Below are 19,188 nucleotides of genomic sequence, written 5' to 3' on the forward strand. Positions count from 1 at the left end.
GACACCCAGCTCGATGGTCACGGCCTGTCCATCTCCCCCGCACCGTTGGGTTGCGCGCCCGCCGCCTGCGCGGCGGCGGCCTGTCGGGCCGCCTCCGCCTCACGCAGGTCCTGACGGCGCTGCGCGTACGCCTCGGTGCCCTTGCTGGGCTTGCGGCGGCGCGGCGGCGCGGTGACCCCCGGGGCCAGCTTGCGAGCGGACACCAGGAAGGCGGTGTGCGCGATCATCCGGTGGTCCGGACGGACGGCGAGGCCCTCCGCGTGCCAGTCTCGCACCAGGGACTCCCAGGCCCGGGGCTCGGTCCAGCCGCCGCGCTCGCGCAGCGCCTCCACCAGCTCGGACAGCTGCGGTGTGGTGGCGACGTAGCCGATGAACACCCCACCGGGCACCAGCGCCCGCTCGACCATGTCGAGGGTCTCCCAGGGGGTCAACATGTCCAGGATGATCCGGTCGAAGCCGGTCTCCCGGCACTGCGCGACGTCGCCGACGTGCAGGTTCCACGAGGGGTGCGGCCCGTTGAAGAACGCCTCGACGTTGCGCTTGGCGATCTGGGCGAAGTCGTCGCGCAGTTCGAACGAGTGCAGCTCGCCCTCCGTGCCGACGGCTCGCAGCAGTGAGCAGCTCAGCGCGCCGGAGCCGGCGCCGGCCTCGAGGACCTTCGCGCCGGGGAAGATGTCGCCCATCGCCACGATCTGCGCCGAGTCCTTCGGGTAGATCACCTGGGCGCCGCGCGGCATGGACAGCACGTAGTCCGACAGCAGCGGCCGCAGGGCCAGGAAGGCGGTGCCCCCACCGGAGGTGGTCACCACGCTGCCGTCGGGGAGCCCGATCAGCGCGTCGTGGGCCAGGATGCCGCGGTGGGTGTGGAACTCCTTGCCGGGCTCCAGCGTCACGGTGTGCATCCGCCCCTTGGGGTCGGTCAGCTGGACCCGGTCGCCGGGCCGGAACGGCCCACGGTGCACGGGTGTCAGCGCCGGGCTGGCGGGGTCGGCGGCGACGGTGGAGGGAGTTGCGGTCACGGTGTCATCTTCCGGTTGGGTTCAAGGAGCTGTGCCAGGTCCGCGATGTGCAGAATGCCGACGACATCTTCGCCTGACGTCACCACGTACTGTGCGCCCGGGTAGGTCTGTACGGCCTCCATCACCCGCTCGCCGTCCCATCCGAGCGACAACGTGGGAAGAGTGCCCAGCGACCGGGCGACGGCGTCAACCGCCAACCACGGTCGGCGCTCGACCGGCACCGCGTCGGCGGCGGCCGGGTCGACCAGCGCCACCGGTCGACCGGTGGAGTCGGTGACCACCAGCGCGGCGTCGGGCGGCCCGCTCTCGGCGCGGCGGCGCTGGGCCTCGGCCAGTGGCGTACCGGTGGACACCGGCCAGACCGGACGGGCCAGCCGGGCGAGGTCGATCAGCGGGAACCGGCGGCTGACCCGGGCGGCCCGGATCGACTGCCCGGCGCCACGCCAGAGGGTGACGGCGACCAGGAGCATCAGCGGCAGCGCCAGCGGCGCCAGCCGCCGCTCGACGGTGAGCAGCACCACCAGGGCCGCAGTGCCGACGGCGACGATCCGGCCGGCCCACCCGGCGACCTCGGTGCCGAGGTGCCGGTCGCGGGTCAGCCCCCACACCGCGGCGCGCAGCGCCCGGCCGCCGTCGAGCGGAAGCCCGGGCAGGCTGTTGAACAGGGCCACGATGACGTTGCTGACCGCGAGCTGGAAGGCGAGCTGGTGCGCCACCGTTCCCTCGGGCAGGGCGAGCGTGGTGGCGACCGCCAGGACGCCGAGCACAGCGGAGACCGCCGGGCCGGCCAACGAGACCAGCAGGTCGACGCGGGGCGACGGGGCGTCGCGGTCCATCTCGGTGTAACCGCCGAGCAGCTCCAGGGTGATCCCGCGCACACCGATGCCGTACCGCCGGGCGGTGAGGGCGTGGCCCAGCTCGTGCAGCAGCACCGAGCCGAGCAGCGACACGACGAACCCGAAGCCGATCAGGTAGCCGCTGAGCTGCGGCAGGTCCAGTTGTCGGCGGGCGAACTCGCCGTAGAGCACAGCGATGAGCACCGCGAGCAGGACCATGGAGCCGTTGAGGTACAGCGGCACCCCGAACACCTTGCCGACGTTCAGGCCGAGACGTCGGTCCGGTCGGCGCGGCGGCCTGGTTGTCTGCTCCATCGCCACGATGCTACGGACCGTCGCTGGGCGGGGCGGGCGGCGGTCGGTGTCACACCGGTGCCCTAACCTTTGCCGACATGACGGCGGAATCGGTCACCACCCCCCAACCCTCCCCCGCGGCGCAGGCGCCGCCGACGGTGCGGGCCTCGCTGTCCCCGTCGCGGGCGGCGGATTTCAAGACCTGCCCGCTGCTCTACCGGTTCCGCAGCATCGACCGGCTGCCCGAGCGCACCACCATCGAGCAGGCCCGGGGCACCTTGGTGCACGCGGTGCTGGAGCGCCTGTTCGACCTGCCGGCCACCGGCCGCACACCGGAGGCGGCCGGCGACCTGGTGGCTCCCCAGTGGGACCGGCTGGTCACCGAGCAGCCCGAGCTGGCCGGGATCTTCGACGGCGCGGAGCCGGCCGGCCCGGTGGAGTTCCTCCGCTCCGCCGCCGGGCTGTTGCAGGGTTACTTCGCGGTGGAGGACCCGACCCGGCTGGAGCCGGCCGAGCGCGAGAGTCTGATCTCCGCGGTCGTCGACGAGGAGCTGCTGATCCGGGGTTACCTCGACCGGCTCGACGTCGCTCCGGACGGCGCGTTGCGGGTGGTCGACTACAAGACCGGGGGTGCGCCGCGGGAGGCGTTCGAGGCGCGGGCGCTGTTCCAGCTGAAGTTCTACGCCCTGGTGCTGTGGCGCACCCGGGGGGTGGTGCCCCGGGTGCTGCGCCTGCTCTACCTGCGCGACGCCGAGGTGTTGGATTACACCCCGGACGCCGACGAGCTGGTCCGCTTCGAGCGCACCGTGGTGGCGCTGTGGCGGGCGATCGAGCAGGCCACCGCCCGGCAGGATTTCCGGCCCCGGCCGAGCCGGCTCTGCGACTGGTGCAGCCACCAGGCGCTCTGCCCGAGCTTCGGCGGCACTCCGCCGCCGTTCCCGGTCGCGGCGGCGGGCGCCGACCCGCTGCGCGACTCCCGAGCGGCCACTCCGGTCGCGCCGGGTGCCGACGAGTGACGGCCTCCTGAGCGACGCGTGCGCCCGGCCCGACGATTCAGGCCGCGGGATCGCCTGCCGCACGCCCACGACCCGACAGCAGCGGTGCCGCCGCGGTCGGGACAGGACGACCGGCTGGCCTCTACGGTGATCCGCGACGCACCGGCTCCGGTGCGCGAGGATGACCGGTGCGCGCCACGACGTCGGCGGGACGGGAGACCAGATGAGCGATCAGGCGCCCTCGGCGCGGCCGGTGCGGATCCTGCTCGCCGACGACCAGCCGCTGCTGCGGACCGGGTTCCGGATGGTGCTGGGCGCCGAGAGCGACCTGGACGTGGTGGCGGAGGCCGGTGACGGCGTGGAGGCGGTGGAGTTGTCCCGCCGGCTGCTGCCCGACGTCGTACTGATGGACATCCGGATGCCCCGGATGGACGGGGTGGCGGCGACCCGGGCGATCGTCGACGCCCGGCTGCCGGTACGGGTGCTGGTCCTCACCACCTTCGACCTGGACGAGTACGTGGTGGGCGCGTTGCGGGCCGGTGCCAGCGGGTTCCTGGCCAAGGACGTGCCGGCCGAGGATCTGATCGCGGCGATCCGCACTGTCGCCGGCGGGGACGCGGTGGTGTCACCTCGGATCCTGCGGCGCCTGCTGGACCGCTTCGCCGAACTGCTGCCCGACCCGGCGGCGACGCCGGCGGCGGCGCTCAACGCGCTCACCGACCGGGAGCGCGAGGTGCTCGTGCAGGTCGCCCGAGGGTTGTCCAACGCCGAGATCGCGACGGTCCTGTCGGTGAGCGAGACCACCATCAAGACGCACGTCGGGCATGTGCTGACCAAGCTGCGGCTGCGCGACCGGGTGCAGGCTGTGGTGCTGGCGTACGAGTCGGGGCTGGTCCGCCCCCGGGCGTAGTTGCGCCGGCTGAGGTACCTCACCCGGCGTACTCGAAGATCCCTCCGTAGGGGGACGGCCAGCGTTGCGGTCGTCACCTACCGTGACCGGAGACGGCTCGGTTCGGTTGACCCTCCTGTGGCGTCAGGTGCAAGTGTCGGTGCTGCCGCCGCTGTGTGGAAAAACGGTCGACCGGCCGTCGACTCAGGGGCAACCCTGATGCGATATGGGGGTGCACCCGCAGCGGGAAATCCGCTCCGGGTCCCCCCAGGGTCGGACGGGGCGGGCGTATTCGGCACCGATGATTGAACAGTCGCGCCGGACCATCGGGGGGCGGCGTGCATTTTCGGACAGACGGAAGAGGTAGATGACGTGACCGCGACGGTAGGCCAGCAGGCGCAGGCCGCGGCCCGGGCGAACGACGTGTGGAAGGTGTACGGCAGCGGCGAGGCTCAGGTCATCGCGCTACGGGGGGTCAGCGCGGAGTTCGAACGTAGCCGCTTCACCGCGATCATGGGCCCGTCGGGTTCCGGTAAGTCGACGCTGATGCACTGCCTGGCCGGTCTGGACTCGGTGACCCGGGGGACGGTGTCGATCGGTGAGACGACCGTCACCGGGCTGGGCGACGCGGGGCTGACGAAGCTGCGGCGCGACAAGGTGGGCTTCATCTTCCAGCAGTTCAACCTGCTGCCGACGCTGACCGCCAAGGAGAACATCCTGCTGCCGCTGTCGATCGCCGGACGCAAGCCGGACCCGGCCTGGTACGACACGGTGATTGAGACGGTGGGGCTGAAGGACCGGCTGGACCACCGCCCGGCGCAGCTCTCCGGTGGACAGCAGCAGCGGGTTGCGTGCGCGCGGGCGCTGGTCTCCCGCCCCGAGGTGATCTTCGCGGACGAGCCGACCGGCAACCTGGACTCCCGCTCCGGCGCGGAGGTGCTCAACTTCCTGCGGAACTCGGTCCGGGAGCACGGCCAGACCATCGTGATGGTCACCCACGACCCGACGGCCGCCGCGTACGCCGACCGGGTGGTCTTCCTCGCCGACGGTGAGATCGTCTCGGAGCTGATCGAGCCGACCGCCGAGACGGTGCTGGACACCATGAAGAAGCTGGACACTCCGGCCGAGGTGGGCAACTGATGTTCCGCGCGACGCTGAAGAGTCTGCTGGCCCGTAAGGTCCGGCTGATCCTGTCCGGCCTGGCGGTGGTGCTCGGGGTGATGTTCGTCTCCGGCGCGTTCGTGCTCACCGACACGCTGGGTCGCTCCTTCGACTCGGTCTTCGCCGACGGTTTCTCCGAGATCGACGTGAACGTCGCGGCGAAGCCGAAGGTGCAGGTCAACGAGCTGGAGGGCGAGCAGACCGCCGCCCCGCTGCCGGCCGCCCTGGTGGACCGGGTGAAGCAGGTGCCGGGGGCGGCGTCCGCGACCGGTGTGGTCAACGCCGACGGCGCCCGGGTGATCGGCAGCAACGGCAAGGTCGTCACCTCGTTCGGCCCGCCGCAGTTGGGCGAGAACTGGACCGGCGAGAGCGATCTGCTGAAGCTGCGTGAGGGGCGTGCGCCGCAGGCCGAGGACGAGATCGTCATCAACAAGGCGTTGGCCACGGCAGCGAAGGTGCAGGTCGGCCAGAGGGTCGGTGTGCTGACCGCGTTCGAGTCGAAGAAGCGGGATTTCACCCTGGTCGGCGTCTTCGGTTACAGCGGTGACCGGGACTCGATCGGCGGCGTCAACGAGGTCTTCTTCACCACGCCGGTGGCGCAGCGGCTGATGCTGGGCGAGCCGGACGTGTTCAGCAGCATCACCGTGCAGGCCGCCGCTGGGGTCTCTGACGAGAAGCTTCGCGACGACGTGGCCCGCACCCTGGGCGCGGACTTCGAGGTGAAGACCGGCGAGCAGGTGGCAGCGGACGCCTCGGCCAGTCTGAAGGAGGGGCTGTCCTTCTTCAACAAGATCCTGCTCGGCTTCGCCGCGGTGGCGCTGCTGGTGGGCACCTTCCTGATCCTCAACACTTTCTCGATCATCGTGGCGCAGCGGACCCGGGAGTTGGCGCTCATGCGCGCCATCGGGGCCAGCGGCCGGCAGATCATCGGTTCGGTGGTGCTGGAGGCCGTCGCGGTGGGGTTGATCGCGTCGGTGCTCGGCCTCGCCGCCGGCATCGGGGTGGGCGCGCTGCTGGCGTTCCTGTTCGGCAAGCTCGCCGGTGGGCTCACCCTGGCCGGGATCGGCGTGCCGGCGGCCGCGGTGATCGGTTCGTTCGCCGTCGGTCTGGTGATCACCGTGGTGGCGGCGTTGCTGCCGGCGCTGCGGGCGTCCCGGATCCCGCCGATCGCGGCGATGCAGGACGTGGCCACTCCGGACCGGCCGTTGACCAAGGTCACGGTGGCCGGGTCGCTGGTCACCGGCGTCGGCGCGGTGCTGCTGTTCCTCGGGCTCAGCGGCAACGCCGGCGGTCAGACGCTGTCGACCATCCTCGGTGGCGTGCTGTTCGCCTTCATCGGGGTGGCCCTGCTGACCCCGTTGATCAGCCGGCCGGTGGTGAGCCTGCTGGGTGTGATCTTCTCCTGGTCGGTGCCGGGCAAGCTGGGCCGGCTCAACTCCGGGCGCAACCCACGTCGTACGGCGATCACCGCCGCCGCGCTGATGGTCGGCATCGCGCTGGTCACCGGCGTCACGGTGATCCTCGACTCGGCCAAGGGCAGCATCAGCGCGCTCGCCCAGGACACCATCAAGGCCGAGCTGGTGATCGCCGGTCAGCAGGGCGGCCCGCGTCCGCCGACCTTCGACCCGGGTGTGCTGGACCAGGCCAAGGCCCTGCCCGGTGTGCGGTTGGTCGACGGCGAGTACGGCGACATGGGGCGGATCGACGGCGAGAGCACCTGGGTCGCGGCGAGCAGCGACATCGCGTCGCTGCGGCAGATCTTCGGCGCGAAGCCGACCGCCGGTGACATCGACCGGCTCGGGCCGACCCAGATGCTCGCCAGCTCGGACACGGCCACGTCCCGTGGCTGGTCGGTCGGCTCGACGGTCAACGTGCAACTGACCCGGGGCGAGGCACGCACCTACACGATCAGCGGCATCTACGAGTCGTCGCAGCTGACCAACCCGGTGACGCTGCCGGCGACCGCGGCGAAGGACTTCGCCATCCCGCAGCCCATCCAGGGCTTCATCCAACTGGACCCGGGCACCCGGGTGTCCGACGTCCAGCCGCAGGTGGAGGCGTTGCTCGCGGACAGCCCCGAGGTGTCGGTGGCCGACCGGGACGCGTTCATCAAGCAGCAGACCAGCTCGCTCGACGGGCTGCTCACGATGATCCAGATCCTGCTCGCGCTGGCCATCGTGATCGCCGTGCTGGGCATCATCAACACCTTGGCCCTGTCGGTGCTGGAGCGGACCCGCGAGCTGGGTCTGCTGCGGGCGATCGGCCTCCGCCGGTCCCAGACCATGGGCATGATCACCGTGGAGGCGGTGGTGATCTCGGTGTTCGGCGCGCTGCTCGGCGTGGTGGTGGGCACCGGCCTCGGCGCCGCCGTGGTCGAGGCCCTCAAGGACGAGGGCATCACCGACCTGATCCTGCCCTGGGGGCAGATGGGTGTCTTCCTCGGTCTGGCCGCCATCATCGGCGTGGTGGCCGCGGTGCTCCCGGCCGTCCGGGCGGCCCGGATCAACGTCCTGGGCGCCATCGCCCACGACTGATCGGACAAAAGAGGGAGGCCCTGCTGACGCGCTCGCGTCAGCAGGGCCTCCCTCATTGCTTCAGGCAGCGGCCCGATCGGTCAGCAGCGCCGCGAGCAGCGCCAGGTCCACGCCGGTCAGGCTCTCCACCTGGTGTACGCCGACAGTGCTCGGCAACGCCACCTCCGCCGGTACGGCCAGGACCGCCGCGCCCGAGGCGACCGCGCTGGCCACCCCGGTCGGTGAGTCCTCGATCGCCACGCACCGCTCGATCGGCACACCCAGCAGCCGGGCGGCGGTCAGGTACGGCTCGGGGTGCGGCTTGGCCGCCACCACCTCGTCGCCGGCGACCACCGTGTCGAAGTTGTCCCGACCGAGAGTGTCCAGGGCGATCTCGACGAGCGCCCGGGGGCTGGAGGTGACCAGCGCGGTGGGGATGCCCGCCGCGCGGACCGCTCCCAACAGGTCGAACGCGCCCGGCTGCCAGCGCAGACCGGTGCGGAACAGCTCCAGGATCCGGGCGTTGATCCACGCCGCGCTGATCTCCGGATCCCGTTCGGGCTGCCCCAGGTCGTCGTGCAGGATGCGCATCGACTCGGCCATGGCGGTGCCGATGATCGACTGGCGGGCGTCGACGGAGAGTTCCCCGCCGTACTCCTTCGCGAGTTCCTGCAACGCGACGTCCCACAGCTTCTCGCTGTCGACCAACGTGCCGTCCATGTCGAAGAGCACAGCGGCGGGGTGATGGCTGCTCAGCGGAACCTCCAGGGTCGTGACCGACACCGGCGATCCTGCCAGCAGCCGCGGGGGCCGGTGGCGGCAACGGGCGTCAGGGTGATCCGGGCAACCCTGTTCAGCCCAGGTCGCACTCCTTCAGGGAACCCTCGTAACCCCGGAAGAACCTGTCGGTGCGCTGCTCGGCGGTGCCGTGCGCCCCTTCCGCGAACCACGGCTGGTCCGGGTCGTCGCCGACCGCCGCCACCCCCTCCCGGAACTCGTCCAGGTCGCCCTCGGCGAGGGTCAGGGTCCCCGAGCGCACCGAGTCGCCGAGGTACGCCCCGGCCATGCAGTCGGCCTGCAACTCCTGCTGGATGGTGAAGCTGTAGTTGATGCCCAGCCGCACCTGGATGGCGTGCGCGTACTCGTGCCCGAGCAGGTAGAACACGAACGCGTCGCCGACCTCGCGGAACGCCGCCACCGACCAGGCGACGTCGTAGGCGATGAAGTCGCCCTGCGAGCAGTAGACGGCGTTGTTGCGGGGCAACGCCTGTCCGCCGCAGGACACCTCGCCGTCACGCTGGTACGGGATGATCCGCCGGATCGGTCGGAACCGCTGCCCGGACTCCTTGAACTGGGCCGCCCAGTACCGCTCGGCGATCGCCTGCGCGTCGGCGACGTCCTGCTCGAACTCGGCGACGCTGGTGGTGCTGTCGGCCCGGGTGGTGCCCGGTCCCGGTGACGCTGCCGGCGGGTTCGCCCCGGGGCGCTCGGCCTCCGGCTCGGCCAGCCCACCGCCTGCGCAGGCGAGGGAGACCAGTGCGGCGATCAGCAGACCCGCCACCGGGCCCCGCGCGTCGCGTCCGAACCGTGCCCCCACTGTGCCTCCCCAGACATCGGTGCTCGCGCTGCGATGTACCCCGACGATACGACCGCCACGCCCATCACCGGTTCTACGCAGGGTGGGGACGGACGGTTCACGCCGATCAGCTCGGTGCTGTTATGGCGGCGCCGGGGGCGGCGGGTTTGCTCGGCGCAGGGGCCGCGGGGTCCTCCTCAGGGGGCGATGCCGGCCGGCAGAATGCCAGCTGTGGGTTGTCTCCGTCCGGGGAGGGAGGGGCCGGTCGTGGTGCACGAGTTGGGCAGTCGCAGCCGACGTCAACCGGCGCCGGCGCACGTCCTGTGGAGGTCGCTGCGCGACCCGTACGAGGCCGGCAGCCGGCCCTGGCTGGAGTTGCGCGACGACGAGGTGCCGCCCCGGGTGGTGGCCGGCTACGCGCCCGTGCTGCTCGTGTGGTCGTCGCTGTGGCCGCACCGACCGTTGGACCGGATCCGCTTCGACCTGACGGCCGGGCAGCCCGGCGGGGACTGCGCGCTGCGCTGGACGCTCACCACCGACGGCGACCTACCAAGCGAGAGCACCCTCGGGCACCTACGCCACCGCCTCAACTACCTGATCAACGACCGGCTCCGCCGCTCGTACGGCCAGTAGCGTCGCTCAACCGCTCGATTCCCGACCGCGATGCCAGGTGTCACCCTGGTCACCGTGCCGCTCGGCCTCGTACCTGTGCTGGCGACTCCGAGCCTCCCGCCCAGCCGCCGGATCGTTCCCGACGTCCGCTCGCCCTCGCCGAGCCACAACGCCGTACGCCACCCCCGCCGCGACGACGAAACCCCCCACCACCACCCACACCACAGTCATGCCGCCAACCTAAGCCCCACCCACCACCCGCTCGCCCCGGTGATCATGAAGTTAGCGTCATCCCGCTCGGCGTGTCGTGACGCTAACTTCATGATCACCGATTCGGGTTGGGGTGGTGTGTCCGGAGGGCGGGGGTTGGGTTCGACGTTTCGGTGGGTGCCGCAGTGGTGCCTCGCGGAGGAGGGGGAGACATTGTGAAGTACATGATTTTGCTCTACGGGTCGCAGCAGGACTACGACGTGCTGTCGGGGCGGGCTTCGGACCGGCCGGCGATGTCGGCCGAGCAGATCGCGGCGATGCACCAGCACATGGAGACCTTCCACCAGGCGCTCGCCGAGTCCGGGGAGTTGGTCGACGCCCGAGGCCTGAGCGAGCCGGTGCACGCCCGCCGGGTGCAGGTGCGCGACGGGGCGCCAGTGGTCACCGACGGCCCGTACCCGGAGACGCAGGAGGTCCTCGCCGGTTACACCATCGTGGAGTGCGCCAGCTTCGACCGGGCCACCGAGATCGCCGCCGGCCTGGTCGACCCGGACGCCCCCGGTGGGTACGTGGACGTGCGCCCGGTGCTCGACGGTGTCGAGGACCTGGCCGGCTGACCCGGTGCCGGAGACTCCCGCCGAGGGCCTGCTGCGCGAACTGGCGCCGCAGGTCCTCGGCGCGCTGGTCCGCCGCTACGGGCACTTCGACACGGCCGAGGACGCGGTGCAGGAGGCGCTGATCGCCGCCGCGCACGGTTGGCCGCGCGACGGCGTACCGGAGAATCCGCGTGGCTGGCTGATCACCGTGGCGTCCCGTCGGCTGACCGACCTGCTGCGGCGCGAACAGGCCCGGATGCGACGGGAGGACACGGTGGCCCGGTGGGTGCTGCCGGAGCAGTGGCGCGCCCCCGCCGCCGACCGTCCGCAGGCGGACGCCGACGACACGCTCATCCTGTTGTTCCTGTGCTGCCACCCGGCGCTGTCGGCGGCGTCGCAGATCGCGCTCACCCTGCGGGCGGTGGGCGGGCTCAGCACCGCCGAGGTGGCGCGCGCGTTCCTGGTTCCGGAGGCGACGATGACCCGGCGGATCAGTCGGGGTAAGCAGCGGATCCGTGACAGTGGGCTGCGGTTCGCGCCGCCCACCGGCCCGGAGCGTGCCGACCGGCTCGCCGCCGTGTTGCACGTGCTCTACCTGATCTTCACGGAGGGGTACGCCCGCACCGCCGGGCCCGGTCTGCTGCGCGCCGACCTGACCGCCGAGGCGATCCGGCTGACCCGACTGGTGCGCCGGCTGGTGCCCGAGGACCCCGAGGTCACCGGGCTGCTCGCGTTGATGCTGCTCACCGATGCCCGCGCGCCGGCGCGGATCGGCCCGCACGGTGAGCTGGTGCCGATGGCCGAGCAGGACCGCTCCCGGTGGCGGGCCGACCAGATCGCCGAAGGCGTCGAGCTGATCACCGGGGCGTTGCCGCGCGGGGTGGTCGGGGCGTACCAGCTCCAGGCGGCCATCGCGGCCGTGCACGACGAGGCGCCCAGCGCGGCGGCCACCGACTGGGCACAGATCACCGCGCTGTACGAGGTGCTTCTCGGGATGTCCGACAACCCGGTGGTGGCGCTCAACCACGCGGTGGCGGTGGCCATGAGCCGGGGCGCGCCGGCCGGGTTGGCGCTGCTCGCCGACCTGGCCGACGACCCGCGCCTCGCCGACGACCCTCGACTGCCGGCCGCTCGCGCCCACCTGTGGGAGCTGGAGGGTGAGCGGGTCGCCGCGCGGGAGGCGTACCGGATGGCGGCGGCGCGCTCGACGAACCTGGCGCAGCAGCGCTACCTGAACGCCCGCGCGGAGCGCCTCGCGGGCGACCCGCCGCCCGCCGGCTGACCCGCACGGGCCGTGCGGGCCACGAAACGAGCCGGCGGGCCATGCGGGTCACGGGCTGAGCCGGCGGGCCATGCGGGTCACGGGCTGAGCCGGCCGGCCGTGCGGGTCACGGGCTGGCGGCCAGGAAGACGAAGGCGGCCATCAGCACCAGGTGTACGCCGCCCTGCAACACGTTGGCCCGGCCGGGCACCACAGTGAGGACGGCGGTCACGGCGGTGAGCGCGAGCAGCGTGAGCTGGGTGCCGCCGAGGCCGAGCAGCAGCGGGCCGTCCAGCCAGATCGAGGCGATCGCTATGGCCGGGATGGTCAGGCCGATGCTGGCCATCGCGGAGCCGAGCGCGAGGTTCAGGCTGGTCTGGACCCGGTCTCGGCGGGCGGCGCGGGCGGCGGCCAGGGTCTCCGGCAGCAGCACCAGCAGGGCGATGATCACGCCGACGAACGCGTGTGGCAGGTTCGCCGCCGCGACCCCGGCCTCGATGGTCGGCGAGACCGTTTTGGCGTCGCCGACCACCGCGACAAGCGCCACCAGCAGCAGGACCAGGCTGACCATCGCCGCGCGGGTCGTGGGCGGCTTGGCGTGCTCCTCCGTCTCGATGACCTTGCCCCGGCTGTCGACCGGCAGGAAGTAGTCGCGGTGCCGGCCGGTCTGCACGAGCACGAACAGCCCGTACAGGGCCAGCGACGCGACGGCGGCGAAGACGAGTTGAGCCGGGCTGAACTCCGGGCCGGGGCGGGCCGTGGTGAAGCTGGGGATGACCAGGCTCAGGGTGGCCAGGGTGATCACGGTGGCCAGGGCTCCGCCGGTGCCCTCCGGGTTGAACACCGCGACGCGGCGGCGCAGCGCCCCGAGCAGCAGGGACAGACCCAGTATTCCGTTACACGTGATCATGACGGCGGCGAAGACGGTGTCCCGGGCGAGTGACTGGGTCTTCTCCGGCCCGCTGATCATGAGCGTGACGATCAGGGCCACCTCGATCACGGTGACCGCGACGGCGAGCACGAGGGACCCGTACGGCTCTCCCACCCGGTGGGCGACCACCTCGGCGTGGTGCACCGCCGCGAGCACCGCGCCGCCCAGCAGCACCGCGACAACCACGATGACGGGCCCAGGCAGGCTCCGCCCCCAGGTGACCATCAATATCAGGACGGCGAGCACAGGTACGACGAACGTCCAGTCGGTCAGGCGGGAGCGAAGGAGGGCGGCCATGCCATAAAGAGTGCCAGGTCAAGTGATCATGTGCCCACCATCGACGCGGCGCCATGCGGCGGCCAGTGGCCTTCACCACGCCAACCCGTAACCCATAGGTTACGCTTTCCGGGTGGACGAGGTGGCCACCGCGATCGCGGACCCGGTACGACGGCACATCCTGACCCTGCTGCGCGACGAGCCGTTGTCCGCTGGTGACATCGCCCAGCGATTCGTGATCAGCCGACCCGCGATCAGCCGCCACCTGCGGTTGCTGCGTGAGAGCGGTCTGGTGCACGACGAGATGGTCGGCCGACAGAGGATCTACCGCCTCGATCCGCGCCCGCTCGCCCCGCTGGTCGACTGGCTCGCCGCGCTCGCGGCCACCGACCGGTGGGAGCGGCACCTCGACGCGCTGGAGACCGAGGTCTATCGCACCCGCCGAGAGCGCCGCCGCCGCGGCCCGGCGGAGCACCGAAGGGAGCACACGGCATGACCCGCACACCCGCCGGACGCCTGTTTCACACCGACACCGGCCACGATCTCGTCCTCACCCGAACCTTCCGCGCTCCGGCAGCGGACGTCTGGGCCAGCCTGACCGAGCCCGAGCGTACGGCCCGCTGGTTCGGCCCGTGGGAGGGCGACGCCGGCCCCGGCCGGACCATCCGGGTCCAGATGGCGTACGAGGAGCAGCAGCCGTGGTGCGAGATGCGCATCGACGCGTGCGAACCGCGGCAGCGCGTCGCCGTGTCGATGGTCGACGACCACGGCAGCTGGCTGCTGGAGCTGTCACTGACCGAGACCGACGGCACCACCGAGCTGCGTTTCGTGCAGCACCTCAGCAGCGTGGAGGGGATCGCCGAGGTGGGCGCCGGTTGGGAGTACTACCTCGACATGCTGGTCGCCTCCCGGGACGGTTCGCCCCGCCCCGAGTTCGACGACTACCACCCGGCGGTGCAGCAGTACTACCAGGGGCTGGTCGCTGCGGCTGGCTAGGGGTCGAGGGCCCGCCGCAGCCTGGCGAACTCGGCGGTCAACGCCGGCAGCGGGAAGTGCGCGTTCAGGCCGCTGGGGTTCGGCAGCACCCAGACCTGGGCCGGCCCCAGCCGGTCCGGTCGCGGGCCCAGCCCGGCCTTCGGTCGGGCGAAGGCGATGCGGTACGCGCTCACCCCGAGGATCGCCACCCAGCGCGGCCGGTAGCGTTCGGCCTTCACCGCCAGCCCGGTCACCCCGGCCACCAGCTCCTCCGAGGTCAGCTCGGCGGCGCGGGCGGTGGCCCGGTTGCTCAGGCTGGTGATGCCCAGACCCTGCTGCAGCAGCTCGTCGCGTTCCCACGAGTGCAGCTGGCGGTCGGTGAAGCCCGCCCCGTGCAGAGCCGGCCAGAATCGGCTGCCCCGGCGGGCGAACGGCTCCCCCACGGCGGCCGAGTAGAGGCCCGGGTTGAAGCCGCAGAACAGCACGCGCAGCCCGGGGCCGATGATGTCCGGCAGACCCCGGCCGGCCGCCGCCACCACCTCCTGCGGGGTCGGCCGCCGCGCCGGCCCCGGTCTCTGCGCGTCCACCCCACCGATCCTGCCGTACGCCCCGGTGCCGGACCCGACGCACGCTTTGACACCCTCAACGGATGCAGTCAACCGACCACCTCGCCGCCAGCCGTTACGCGCGGATGCGCTGGAACACTCCACTCTCGCCGGAGCACGCCGCGTTGCTGCTGGAACGGCTCGACGTCCGGCCCGGCGCGCGTGTGCTCGACCTCGGCTGCGGCTGGGGTGAGCTGCTGCTGCGGGCGGTCGCCGCCGGTGGTGTCTCCGGCCCGGTTCCGACGCGCGGCGTCGGCGTCGACACCGATGAGGCCGCGCTCGACCGAGGGCGGCGGCTGGCCGCCGGGCGGTCGCTGAACCGGCACGTCGCCTTCGTGATGGGGGAAGCGGCGACCTGGCAGGAGCCGGCCGACCGGGTCCTCTGCATCGGCTCGGCACACGCCTTCGGCGGCACCGAGGCCGCCCTCGACGCCCTCACCGCCGTGGTCCGGCCCGGCGGGCGGCTGCTGTTCGGCGACGCGTACTGGGAGCGGTCCCCCACGGCGGAGATCGCCGAGGTCTTCGGCCCGGAGGTTCCGACCCTGCCCGGGCTGGTCGAGGCTGCCCACCAGCGGGGCTGGCGGTTGCTGCACCTGAGCACCGCCGATCAGCGGGAGTGGGACGACTTCGAGTCCACCTGGCTCGCCGGGCGGCAGGAGTGGCTGCTGGCGTACCCGGAGGATCCCCGTGCGGCCGAGGTCCGCGCGGAGCTCGACGACCGGTTGCGCGAGTACGTCGGCGGTTACCGGGGTGTCCTCGGCCTCGGCTACCTCGTCCTCGGCCGCTGACCGTCAACAGTTGACGCCGCTGGCTACGCTGCGCGTGGTGAGCGCCGGATCTCGCCCCGCCCTGCCGTGGCGGATCCTCGTCGTGGCCGGCGCCGCCGTGCTGGTGTGGCTGGTCCTGGGCGCTCTGCTCGGCCCGGACTACGACCGACTGAGCCATGCGATCGGGGCGGTCCTCACCACCGCTGTCGTCGTACCCCTGGTGCTCGTCGCCCGTCGTGTCCTGGACCGTCGGCCCTGGGCCGGCCTCGGGCTGCCGTCGCTGCGCGCCGGCTGGCGGCGTCTGCTGTTCGGGATGGCCTGCTGGCTCGTCCCCGCCGCGGCGGGGTTCGCGCTCTGCCTCGGTCTCGGCTGGGTCGAGATCGGTGTCCGGACGTCCGTCGCAGACGCGCTGCGGGTGGCGGCGCTGCTGGTCGTGCTGGTCTTGCTCAAGGAGGCGCTGCCGGAGGAGCTGGTCTTCCGTGGGTACCTGCAACACCACCTCGCCACCCGGTTGCCCGCCTGGCAGGCGGTCATCGGGCAGGCGGTGCTGTTCACAGTCTTCGGGTTCCTCACCGGGGCGGCCAGATCCGTCGACCGGCTGGCGCTGTTCTTCGTCTTCGCGTTGCTGCTGGGCGCCTTCCGTGCCGCCACCGGCGACATCTGGGCCGGCATCGGCCTGCACGTCGCGTTCCAGACGGTCGCTCAGCTGTTCGGCGACGTCGGGGCGGTCTTCGACGTGGTCGGCGCGAACGTCCTGGGCGTGGTGGCCATGGGGGCCGTTCCGTTCTCGGTCAGCTGGATCGTTCTGCGACACCGCTACCGCGACCACCTGAACTGGAACGCCCTCGCACCGGAGCCGGCGCGTCAGAGCGGCTGAAGCCTGGGCATTCGGCCACCGGTCCGACCGGCGTGCGGAAGAGTGGCGGACGAGAGCTGTCGACGAGCGAGCGAGCGACGGCACGGCGTCGTGCGGAGGTTTTCGGATGAGCGACACGTCTTCGGTCAAGAGGGCCCGCAACGTCGTCCTGGTCCACGGCGCGTACGCCGACGGCTCCTCCTGGTCCGACGTCATCCCGATCCTGCAGCGGGCCGGGCTCACGGTCACCGCCGTGCAGAACCCGCTGACCTCGCTGGCCGACGACGTCGCGGCCACCAACCGCGCCCTCAACCGGCAGGACGGGCCAACCGTGCTGGCGGGCCATTCCTGGGCCGGCACGATCATCAGCGAGGCCGGCAATCATCCGACGGTTACCGCTCTGGTGTACGTCGCGGCCCGCGCGCCGGACGCCGGGGAGGACTATGCCGCGCTCGCCGCGAAGTTCCCCACGCCGCCGGCGAACGCCGGCCTCGTGCACCACGACGGGTACGCACAGTTGAGCGAGAACGCCTTCCTGAGCGACTTCGCCGGCGGTGTCGACGAGGCCCGCGCCCGCGCTCTGTACGCGGTGCAGGGGCCGATCGCCGACGACCTCTTCACGGGCCGCACGACGACGGCCGCCTGGCGGGACAGGCCCTGCTACTACTCGATCTCCACGCAGGACCGCACGACCGCGCCGGAGCTGGAGAGGTTTCTGGCCGACCGGATGAACGCCACGACCATCGAGGTCGAGTCGTCGCATCTCGCCATGGTCACCCACCCGGAGGCGATCGCCGACCTCATCCTCATGGCGACCGCTGGCACCCGCGGGCCCGCATAGGTGACCGGGACCAGCCGTGCCACGCCCGGTCGTCTGGGCAGGTCAGGTCAGGTCAGGGCGCACGCGGATCCGCAGTACGGGCAGAACGCGCGCTTGGCGTTCGAGGTGACCTCGATGTCGCACGTCAGGCAGCGGCCGTTCTCCCACAGGCCCTGGTCGATCCCGAGCCCTCCGTCGTAGTGGTCGCGATCAGGCCAGGCGACCAGTTCGACGTTGAGGCCCGGCTCGACGTCGTCGGCGAAGTAGGTGACGCTGGCCAGGTTCAGCGCCGTTCGCATGCCGTACGCCTCCTCGGTGAAGTGCGGTAGGGCACGGCGGAGGACGTCGACGAGCTCGCGGACCGGCAGCGCCATGAGTTGCCCTGCGAGGCGTTCTCGATCTTCCTCGGTGCTCATGCCACCGACCATACGTCCCACCTCCACCGTGACGTGGGCCGTGCGCGGGCGCACCCGGGCCGCAACCGGTGGGGTTGACGGGGCGCATACATCGGAGGTTTACTGCGTCAGCGATACCAATCGATGAATTCTGACCGTCCACTGTGTTTCGGCGAGGTCATCGACTGTTTCCACCCCACCACTCCTCCATCACCCCACCACCCCGCAGCACCTCAGCCGAGCATCGGCGGCCCGGCTTCCGCACCACCGCCACCATGGCCCCTGGCCTGCCCATGCGCACCGGCCTGAGGTCGACGCTCAGCAGAGGAGCAACACCATGCGTTCCCGTCCCCGCCTGTTGGCACTCGTCACCGGCCTGGCAGTCATGCTGGCCAGTCTGGTCGCCCTGCCGACACCCGCCTCGGCGGCACCACTGACCAAGGTCCTGGTGTTCAGCAAGACCGCCGGCTTCCGGCACTCGTCGATCCCCAACGGCATCGCCGCGATCCAGCAGCTCGGCTCGGCCAACGGCTTCACCGTGACGTCGACCGAGGACGCTGCCCAGTTCACCACCTCCAACCTGGCCCAGTACCAGGCGGTGGTGTTCATGTCGACGACCGGCGACGTCCTCAACGCCAGCCAGCAGACGGCCTTCGAGTCGTACATCGCCGCTGGTGGCGGCTACGTCGGCGTGCACGCCGCGGCCGACACCGAGTACAGCTGGCCGTGGTACGGCCAACTGGTCGGCGCGTACTTCGACTCGCACCCGGCGATCCAGAACGCGACGGTGCGGATCGAGGACAACACCAACCCGTCGACGGCGCACCTCGGGGCCACCTGGGTCCGCTCCGACGAGTGGTACAACTACCGCACCAACCCCCGGTCCACCGCTCGGGTCCTCGCCAACCTCGACGAGTCGTCCTACAGCGGCGGCAACATGAGCGGCGACCACCCGATCACCTGGTGCAAGGCGTACGGCGGCGGACGGGCCTGGTACACCGGCCTCGGGCACACCGAGGCGTCGTACACCGACCCGAACTTCACCCGGATGCTTCTCGGTGGCCTCCAGGTCGCCGCGGGCTCCGTGACCGCCGACTGCTCGCCGCGCACGACCACCCCGCCGCCCACCGTCAGCGGTTCCACCCTGCGGGCCCGCGCCAACAACCAGTACGTCAGCGCGCCCAACTCGACCACCGCTCTGATCGCCAACAAGACCTCGGTGAACACGAGCGAGCGGTTCGACCTGGTCAACCTCGCCAACGGCAACGTGGCGCTGCGGGCCAAGAGCAACGGGCAGTACGTCGCGGCCGAGAACGCCGGGGCCGCAGCGCTGATCGCCAACCGGGGTAGCGCCGGCGCCTGGGAGACGTTCCAGCTGGTCCGCAACTCCGACGGCACGGTGAGCCTGCGGGCCACTGTGAACAGCCGGTACGTCTCCGCCGACAACGCGGGCGCCTCCCCGTTGATCGCCAACCGGACTTCGATCGGCCAGTGGGAGAAGTTCGACCTGGTCACCACCAGCTGACCTGCTCCCCCGCCCGCTCTTCACCACCCCCACCTGGTCGTGGTGCGCCCCCGCGCACCCGCACCCCCGGTCGTCG

At 71.7% G+C, this 19,188-nt stretch carries 20 protein-coding genes; 13 read left to right on the forward strand and 7 right to left on the reverse strand.

Translation table 11 applies throughout. From position 1 onward, the window contains the following. Positions 1–17 precede the first annotated feature (17 nt). A complete protein-coding gene (locus ACGF3C_RS31910) occupies positions 18–1,019 on the reverse strand; it encodes a tRNA (adenine-N1)-methyltransferase (protein ID WP_393227433.1) in 1,002 nt (333 codons plus the stop codon). Next, positions 1,016–2,107, reverse strand: a complete 1,092-nt coding sequence (locus tag ACGF3C_RS31915) for a site-2 protease family protein (protein WP_393227496.1) — start codon at positions 2,105–2,107, stop codon at positions 1,016–1,018. Before ACGF3C_RS31915 ends, ACGF3C_RS31910 begins: the two co-directional genes overlap by 4 nt. A gap of 140 nt (positions 2,108–2,247) precedes the next feature. Between ACGF3C_RS31915 and ACGF3C_RS31920 the strand changes: the two genes are divergently transcribed. The 4 genes from ACGF3C_RS31920 to ACGF3C_RS31935 all read left to right on the forward strand — a co-directional run bounded on the left by ACGF3C_RS31920 (position 2,248) and on the right by ACGF3C_RS31935 (position 7,728). After that, positions 2,248–3,165, forward strand: a complete 918-nt coding sequence (locus tag ACGF3C_RS31920) for a PD-(D/E)XK nuclease family protein (RefSeq protein ID WP_357223810.1) — start codon at positions 2,248–2,250, stop codon at positions 3,163–3,165. A gap of 202 nt (positions 3,166–3,367) precedes the next feature. Then, the gene (locus ACGF3C_RS31925; RefSeq protein ID WP_355007938.1) at positions 3,368–4,054 is read left to right on the forward strand and encodes a response regulator transcription factor; all 687 of its coding nucleotides are present in this window, start codon (positions 3,368–3,370) and stop codon (positions 4,052–4,054) included. 351 nt (positions 4,055–4,405) lie between these two features. Further along, the gene (locus ACGF3C_RS31930; protein ID WP_357223813.1) at positions 4,406–5,173 is read left to right on the forward strand and encodes an ABC transporter ATP-binding protein; all 768 of its coding nucleotides are present in this window, start codon (positions 4,406–4,408) and stop codon (positions 5,171–5,173) included. Continuing rightward, positions 5,173–7,728, forward strand: coding sequence for an ABC transporter permease (locus ACGF3C_RS31935; protein WP_393227435.1), 2,556 nt, complete (start codon positions 5,173–5,175; stop codon positions 7,726–7,728). Before ACGF3C_RS31930 ends, ACGF3C_RS31935 begins: the two co-directional genes overlap by 1 nt. Before the next feature lie 60 nt (positions 7,729–7,788). Here ACGF3C_RS31935 and ACGF3C_RS31940 read toward each other — a convergent pair whose 3' ends face one another. Further along, entirely contained in the window at positions 7,789–8,439 is a 651-nt protein-coding gene (locus tag ACGF3C_RS31940) for an HAD family phosphatase (RefSeq protein WP_357223853.1), read from the reverse strand. A gap of 121 nt (positions 8,440–8,560) precedes the next feature. Then, a complete protein-coding gene (locus ACGF3C_RS31945) occupies positions 8,561–9,304 on the reverse strand; it encodes a neutral zinc metallopeptidase (protein WP_355007936.1) in 744 nt (247 codons plus the stop codon). Between the two features lie 246 nt (positions 9,305–9,550). On the opposite strand from ACGF3C_RS31945, the gene ACGF3C_RS31950 reads away from it, so the two are divergent. From ACGF3C_RS31950 to ACGF3C_RS31960, 3 genes are all read left to right on the forward strand, one after another. Then, positions 9,551–9,916: a hypothetical protein gene (locus ACGF3C_RS31950; RefSeq protein ID WP_357223819.1), complete on the forward strand. Its 366-nt coding sequence runs from the start codon at positions 9,551–9,553 to the stop codon at positions 9,914–9,916. Between the two features lie 413 nt (positions 9,917–10,329). Further along, the gene (locus ACGF3C_RS31955; RefSeq protein ID WP_357223856.1) at positions 10,330–10,722 is read left to right on the forward strand and encodes a YciI family protein; all 393 of its coding nucleotides are present in this window, start codon (positions 10,330–10,332) and stop codon (positions 10,720–10,722) included. A 4-nt stretch (positions 10,723–10,726) separates the two neighbouring features. Continuing rightward, entirely contained in the window at positions 10,727–11,983 is a 1,257-nt protein-coding gene (locus tag ACGF3C_RS31960; RefSeq protein ID WP_393227498.1) for an RNA polymerase sigma factor, read from the forward strand. A gap of 106 nt (positions 11,984–12,089) precedes the next feature. On the opposite strand, the gene ACGF3C_RS31965 is transcribed toward ACGF3C_RS31960, so the two are convergent. Beyond that, complete coding sequence (locus ACGF3C_RS31965; protein WP_145782033.1) at positions 12,090–13,190, reverse strand: calcium:proton antiporter; 1,101 nt, start codon at positions 13,188–13,190, stop codon at positions 12,090–12,092. Between the two features lie 112 nt (positions 13,191–13,302). Between ACGF3C_RS31965 and ACGF3C_RS31970 the strand changes: the two genes are divergently transcribed. Both ACGF3C_RS31970 and ACGF3C_RS31975 read left to right on the forward strand, forming a co-directional pair. Continuing rightward, entirely contained in the window at positions 13,303–13,665 is a 363-nt protein-coding gene (locus ACGF3C_RS31970) for a metalloregulator ArsR/SmtB family transcription factor (RefSeq protein WP_357223829.1), read from the forward strand. Next, on the forward strand, positions 13,662–14,165 hold the full coding sequence (locus tag ACGF3C_RS31975; protein ID WP_393227438.1) for an SRPBCC family protein: 504 nt from the start codon (positions 13,662–13,664) through the stop codon (positions 14,163–14,165). The genes ACGF3C_RS31970 and ACGF3C_RS31975 overlap by 4 nt, the downstream gene beginning before the upstream one ends. Here the strand turns inward: ACGF3C_RS31975 and mug are convergent. After that, positions 14,162–14,731 (reverse strand): G/U mismatch-specific DNA glycosylase, encoded by a 570-nt coding sequence (gene mug, locus ACGF3C_RS31980; protein ID WP_357223835.1) that lies wholly within the window; start codon positions 14,729–14,731, stop codon positions 14,162–14,164. The genes ACGF3C_RS31975 and mug overlap by 4 nt on opposite strands. Before the next feature lie 62 nt (positions 14,732–14,793). Here mug and ACGF3C_RS31985 point away from each other — a divergent pair, with 62 nt between their 5' ends. The 3 genes from ACGF3C_RS31985 (at position 14,794) to ACGF3C_RS31995 (ending at position 17,213) form a co-directional block, all read left to right on the forward strand. Then, complete coding sequence (locus ACGF3C_RS31985) at positions 14,794–15,537, forward strand: methyltransferase domain-containing protein (protein ID WP_357223839.1); 744 nt, start codon at positions 14,794–14,796, stop codon at positions 15,535–15,537. A 37-nt stretch (positions 15,538–15,574) separates the two neighbouring features. Further along, complete coding sequence (locus ACGF3C_RS31990) at positions 15,575–16,393, forward strand: CPBP family intramembrane glutamic endopeptidase (protein WP_393227440.1); 819 nt, start codon at positions 15,575–15,577, stop codon at positions 16,391–16,393. A gap of 106 nt (positions 16,394–16,499) precedes the next feature. Beyond that, positions 16,500–17,213 (forward strand): alpha/beta fold hydrolase, encoded by a 714-nt coding sequence (locus ACGF3C_RS31995; protein WP_393227442.1) that lies wholly within the window; start codon positions 16,500–16,502, stop codon positions 17,211–17,213. A gap of 47 nt (positions 17,214–17,260) precedes the next feature. Here the strand turns inward: ACGF3C_RS31995 and ACGF3C_RS32000 are convergent, their stop codons facing one another. Next, complete coding sequence (locus ACGF3C_RS32000; RefSeq protein WP_393227443.1) at positions 17,261–17,608, reverse strand: hypothetical protein; 348 nt, start codon at positions 17,606–17,608, stop codon at positions 17,261–17,263. Positions 17,609–17,972: 364 nt separating this feature from the next. Here ACGF3C_RS32000 and ACGF3C_RS32005 point away from each other — a divergent pair, with 364 nt between their 5' ends. Then, positions 17,973–19,112 carry a ThuA domain-containing protein gene (locus ACGF3C_RS32005; RefSeq protein ID WP_393227499.1) on the forward strand — a complete coding sequence of 380 codons (1,140 nt, stop codon included), beginning with the start codon at positions 17,973–17,975 and terminating at the stop codon, positions 19,110–19,112. Positions 19,113–19,188: the final 76 nt, after the last annotated feature.

Source organism: Micromonospora sp. NPDC047762 (genome assembly GCF_043204655.1).
In the GTDB taxonomy this organism is placed as follows: Bacteria; Actinomycetota; Actinomycetes; order Mycobacteriales; family Micromonosporaceae; genus Micromonospora.

Coding starts and splice junctions, on each gene's coding strand:
- ACGF3C_RS31920 (WP_357223810.1), top strand. CDS start 2,248: ATGACGGCGGAATCGGTCACCACCCCCCAACCCTCCCCCGCGGCGCAG.
- ACGF3C_RS32000 (WP_393227443.1), bottom strand. CDS start 17,608: ATGAGCACCGAGGAAGATCGAGAACGCCTCGCAGGGCAACTCATGGCG.
- ACGF3C_RS32005 (WP_393227499.1), top strand. CDS start 17,973: ATGCTGGCCAGTCTGGTCGCCCTGCCGACACCCGCCTCGGCGGCACCA.
- ACGF3C_RS31975 (WP_393227438.1), top strand. CDS start 13,662: ATGACCCGCACACCCGCCGGACGCCTGTTTCACACCGACACCGGCCAC.
- ACGF3C_RS31935 (WP_393227435.1), top strand. CDS start 5,173: ATGTTCCGCGCGACGCTGAAGAGTCTGCTGGCCCGTAAGGTCCGGCTG.
- ACGF3C_RS31985 (WP_357223839.1), top strand. CDS start 14,794: ATGCAGTCAACCGACCACCTCGCCGCCAGCCGTTACGCGCGGATGCGC.
- ACGF3C_RS31995 (WP_393227442.1), top strand. CDS start 16,500: ATGAGCGACACGTCTTCGGTCAAGAGGGCCCGCAACGTCGTCCTGGTC.
- ACGF3C_RS31955 (WP_357223856.1), top strand. CDS start 10,330: ATGATTTTGCTCTACGGGTCGCAGCAGGACTACGACGTGCTGTCGGGG.
- ACGF3C_RS31965 (WP_145782033.1), bottom strand. CDS start 13,190: ATGGCCGCCCTCCTTCGCTCCCGCCTGACCGACTGGACGTTCGTCGTA.
- ACGF3C_RS31925 (WP_355007938.1), top strand. CDS start 3,368: ATGAGCGATCAGGCGCCCTCGGCGCGGCCGGTGCGGATCCTGCTCGCC.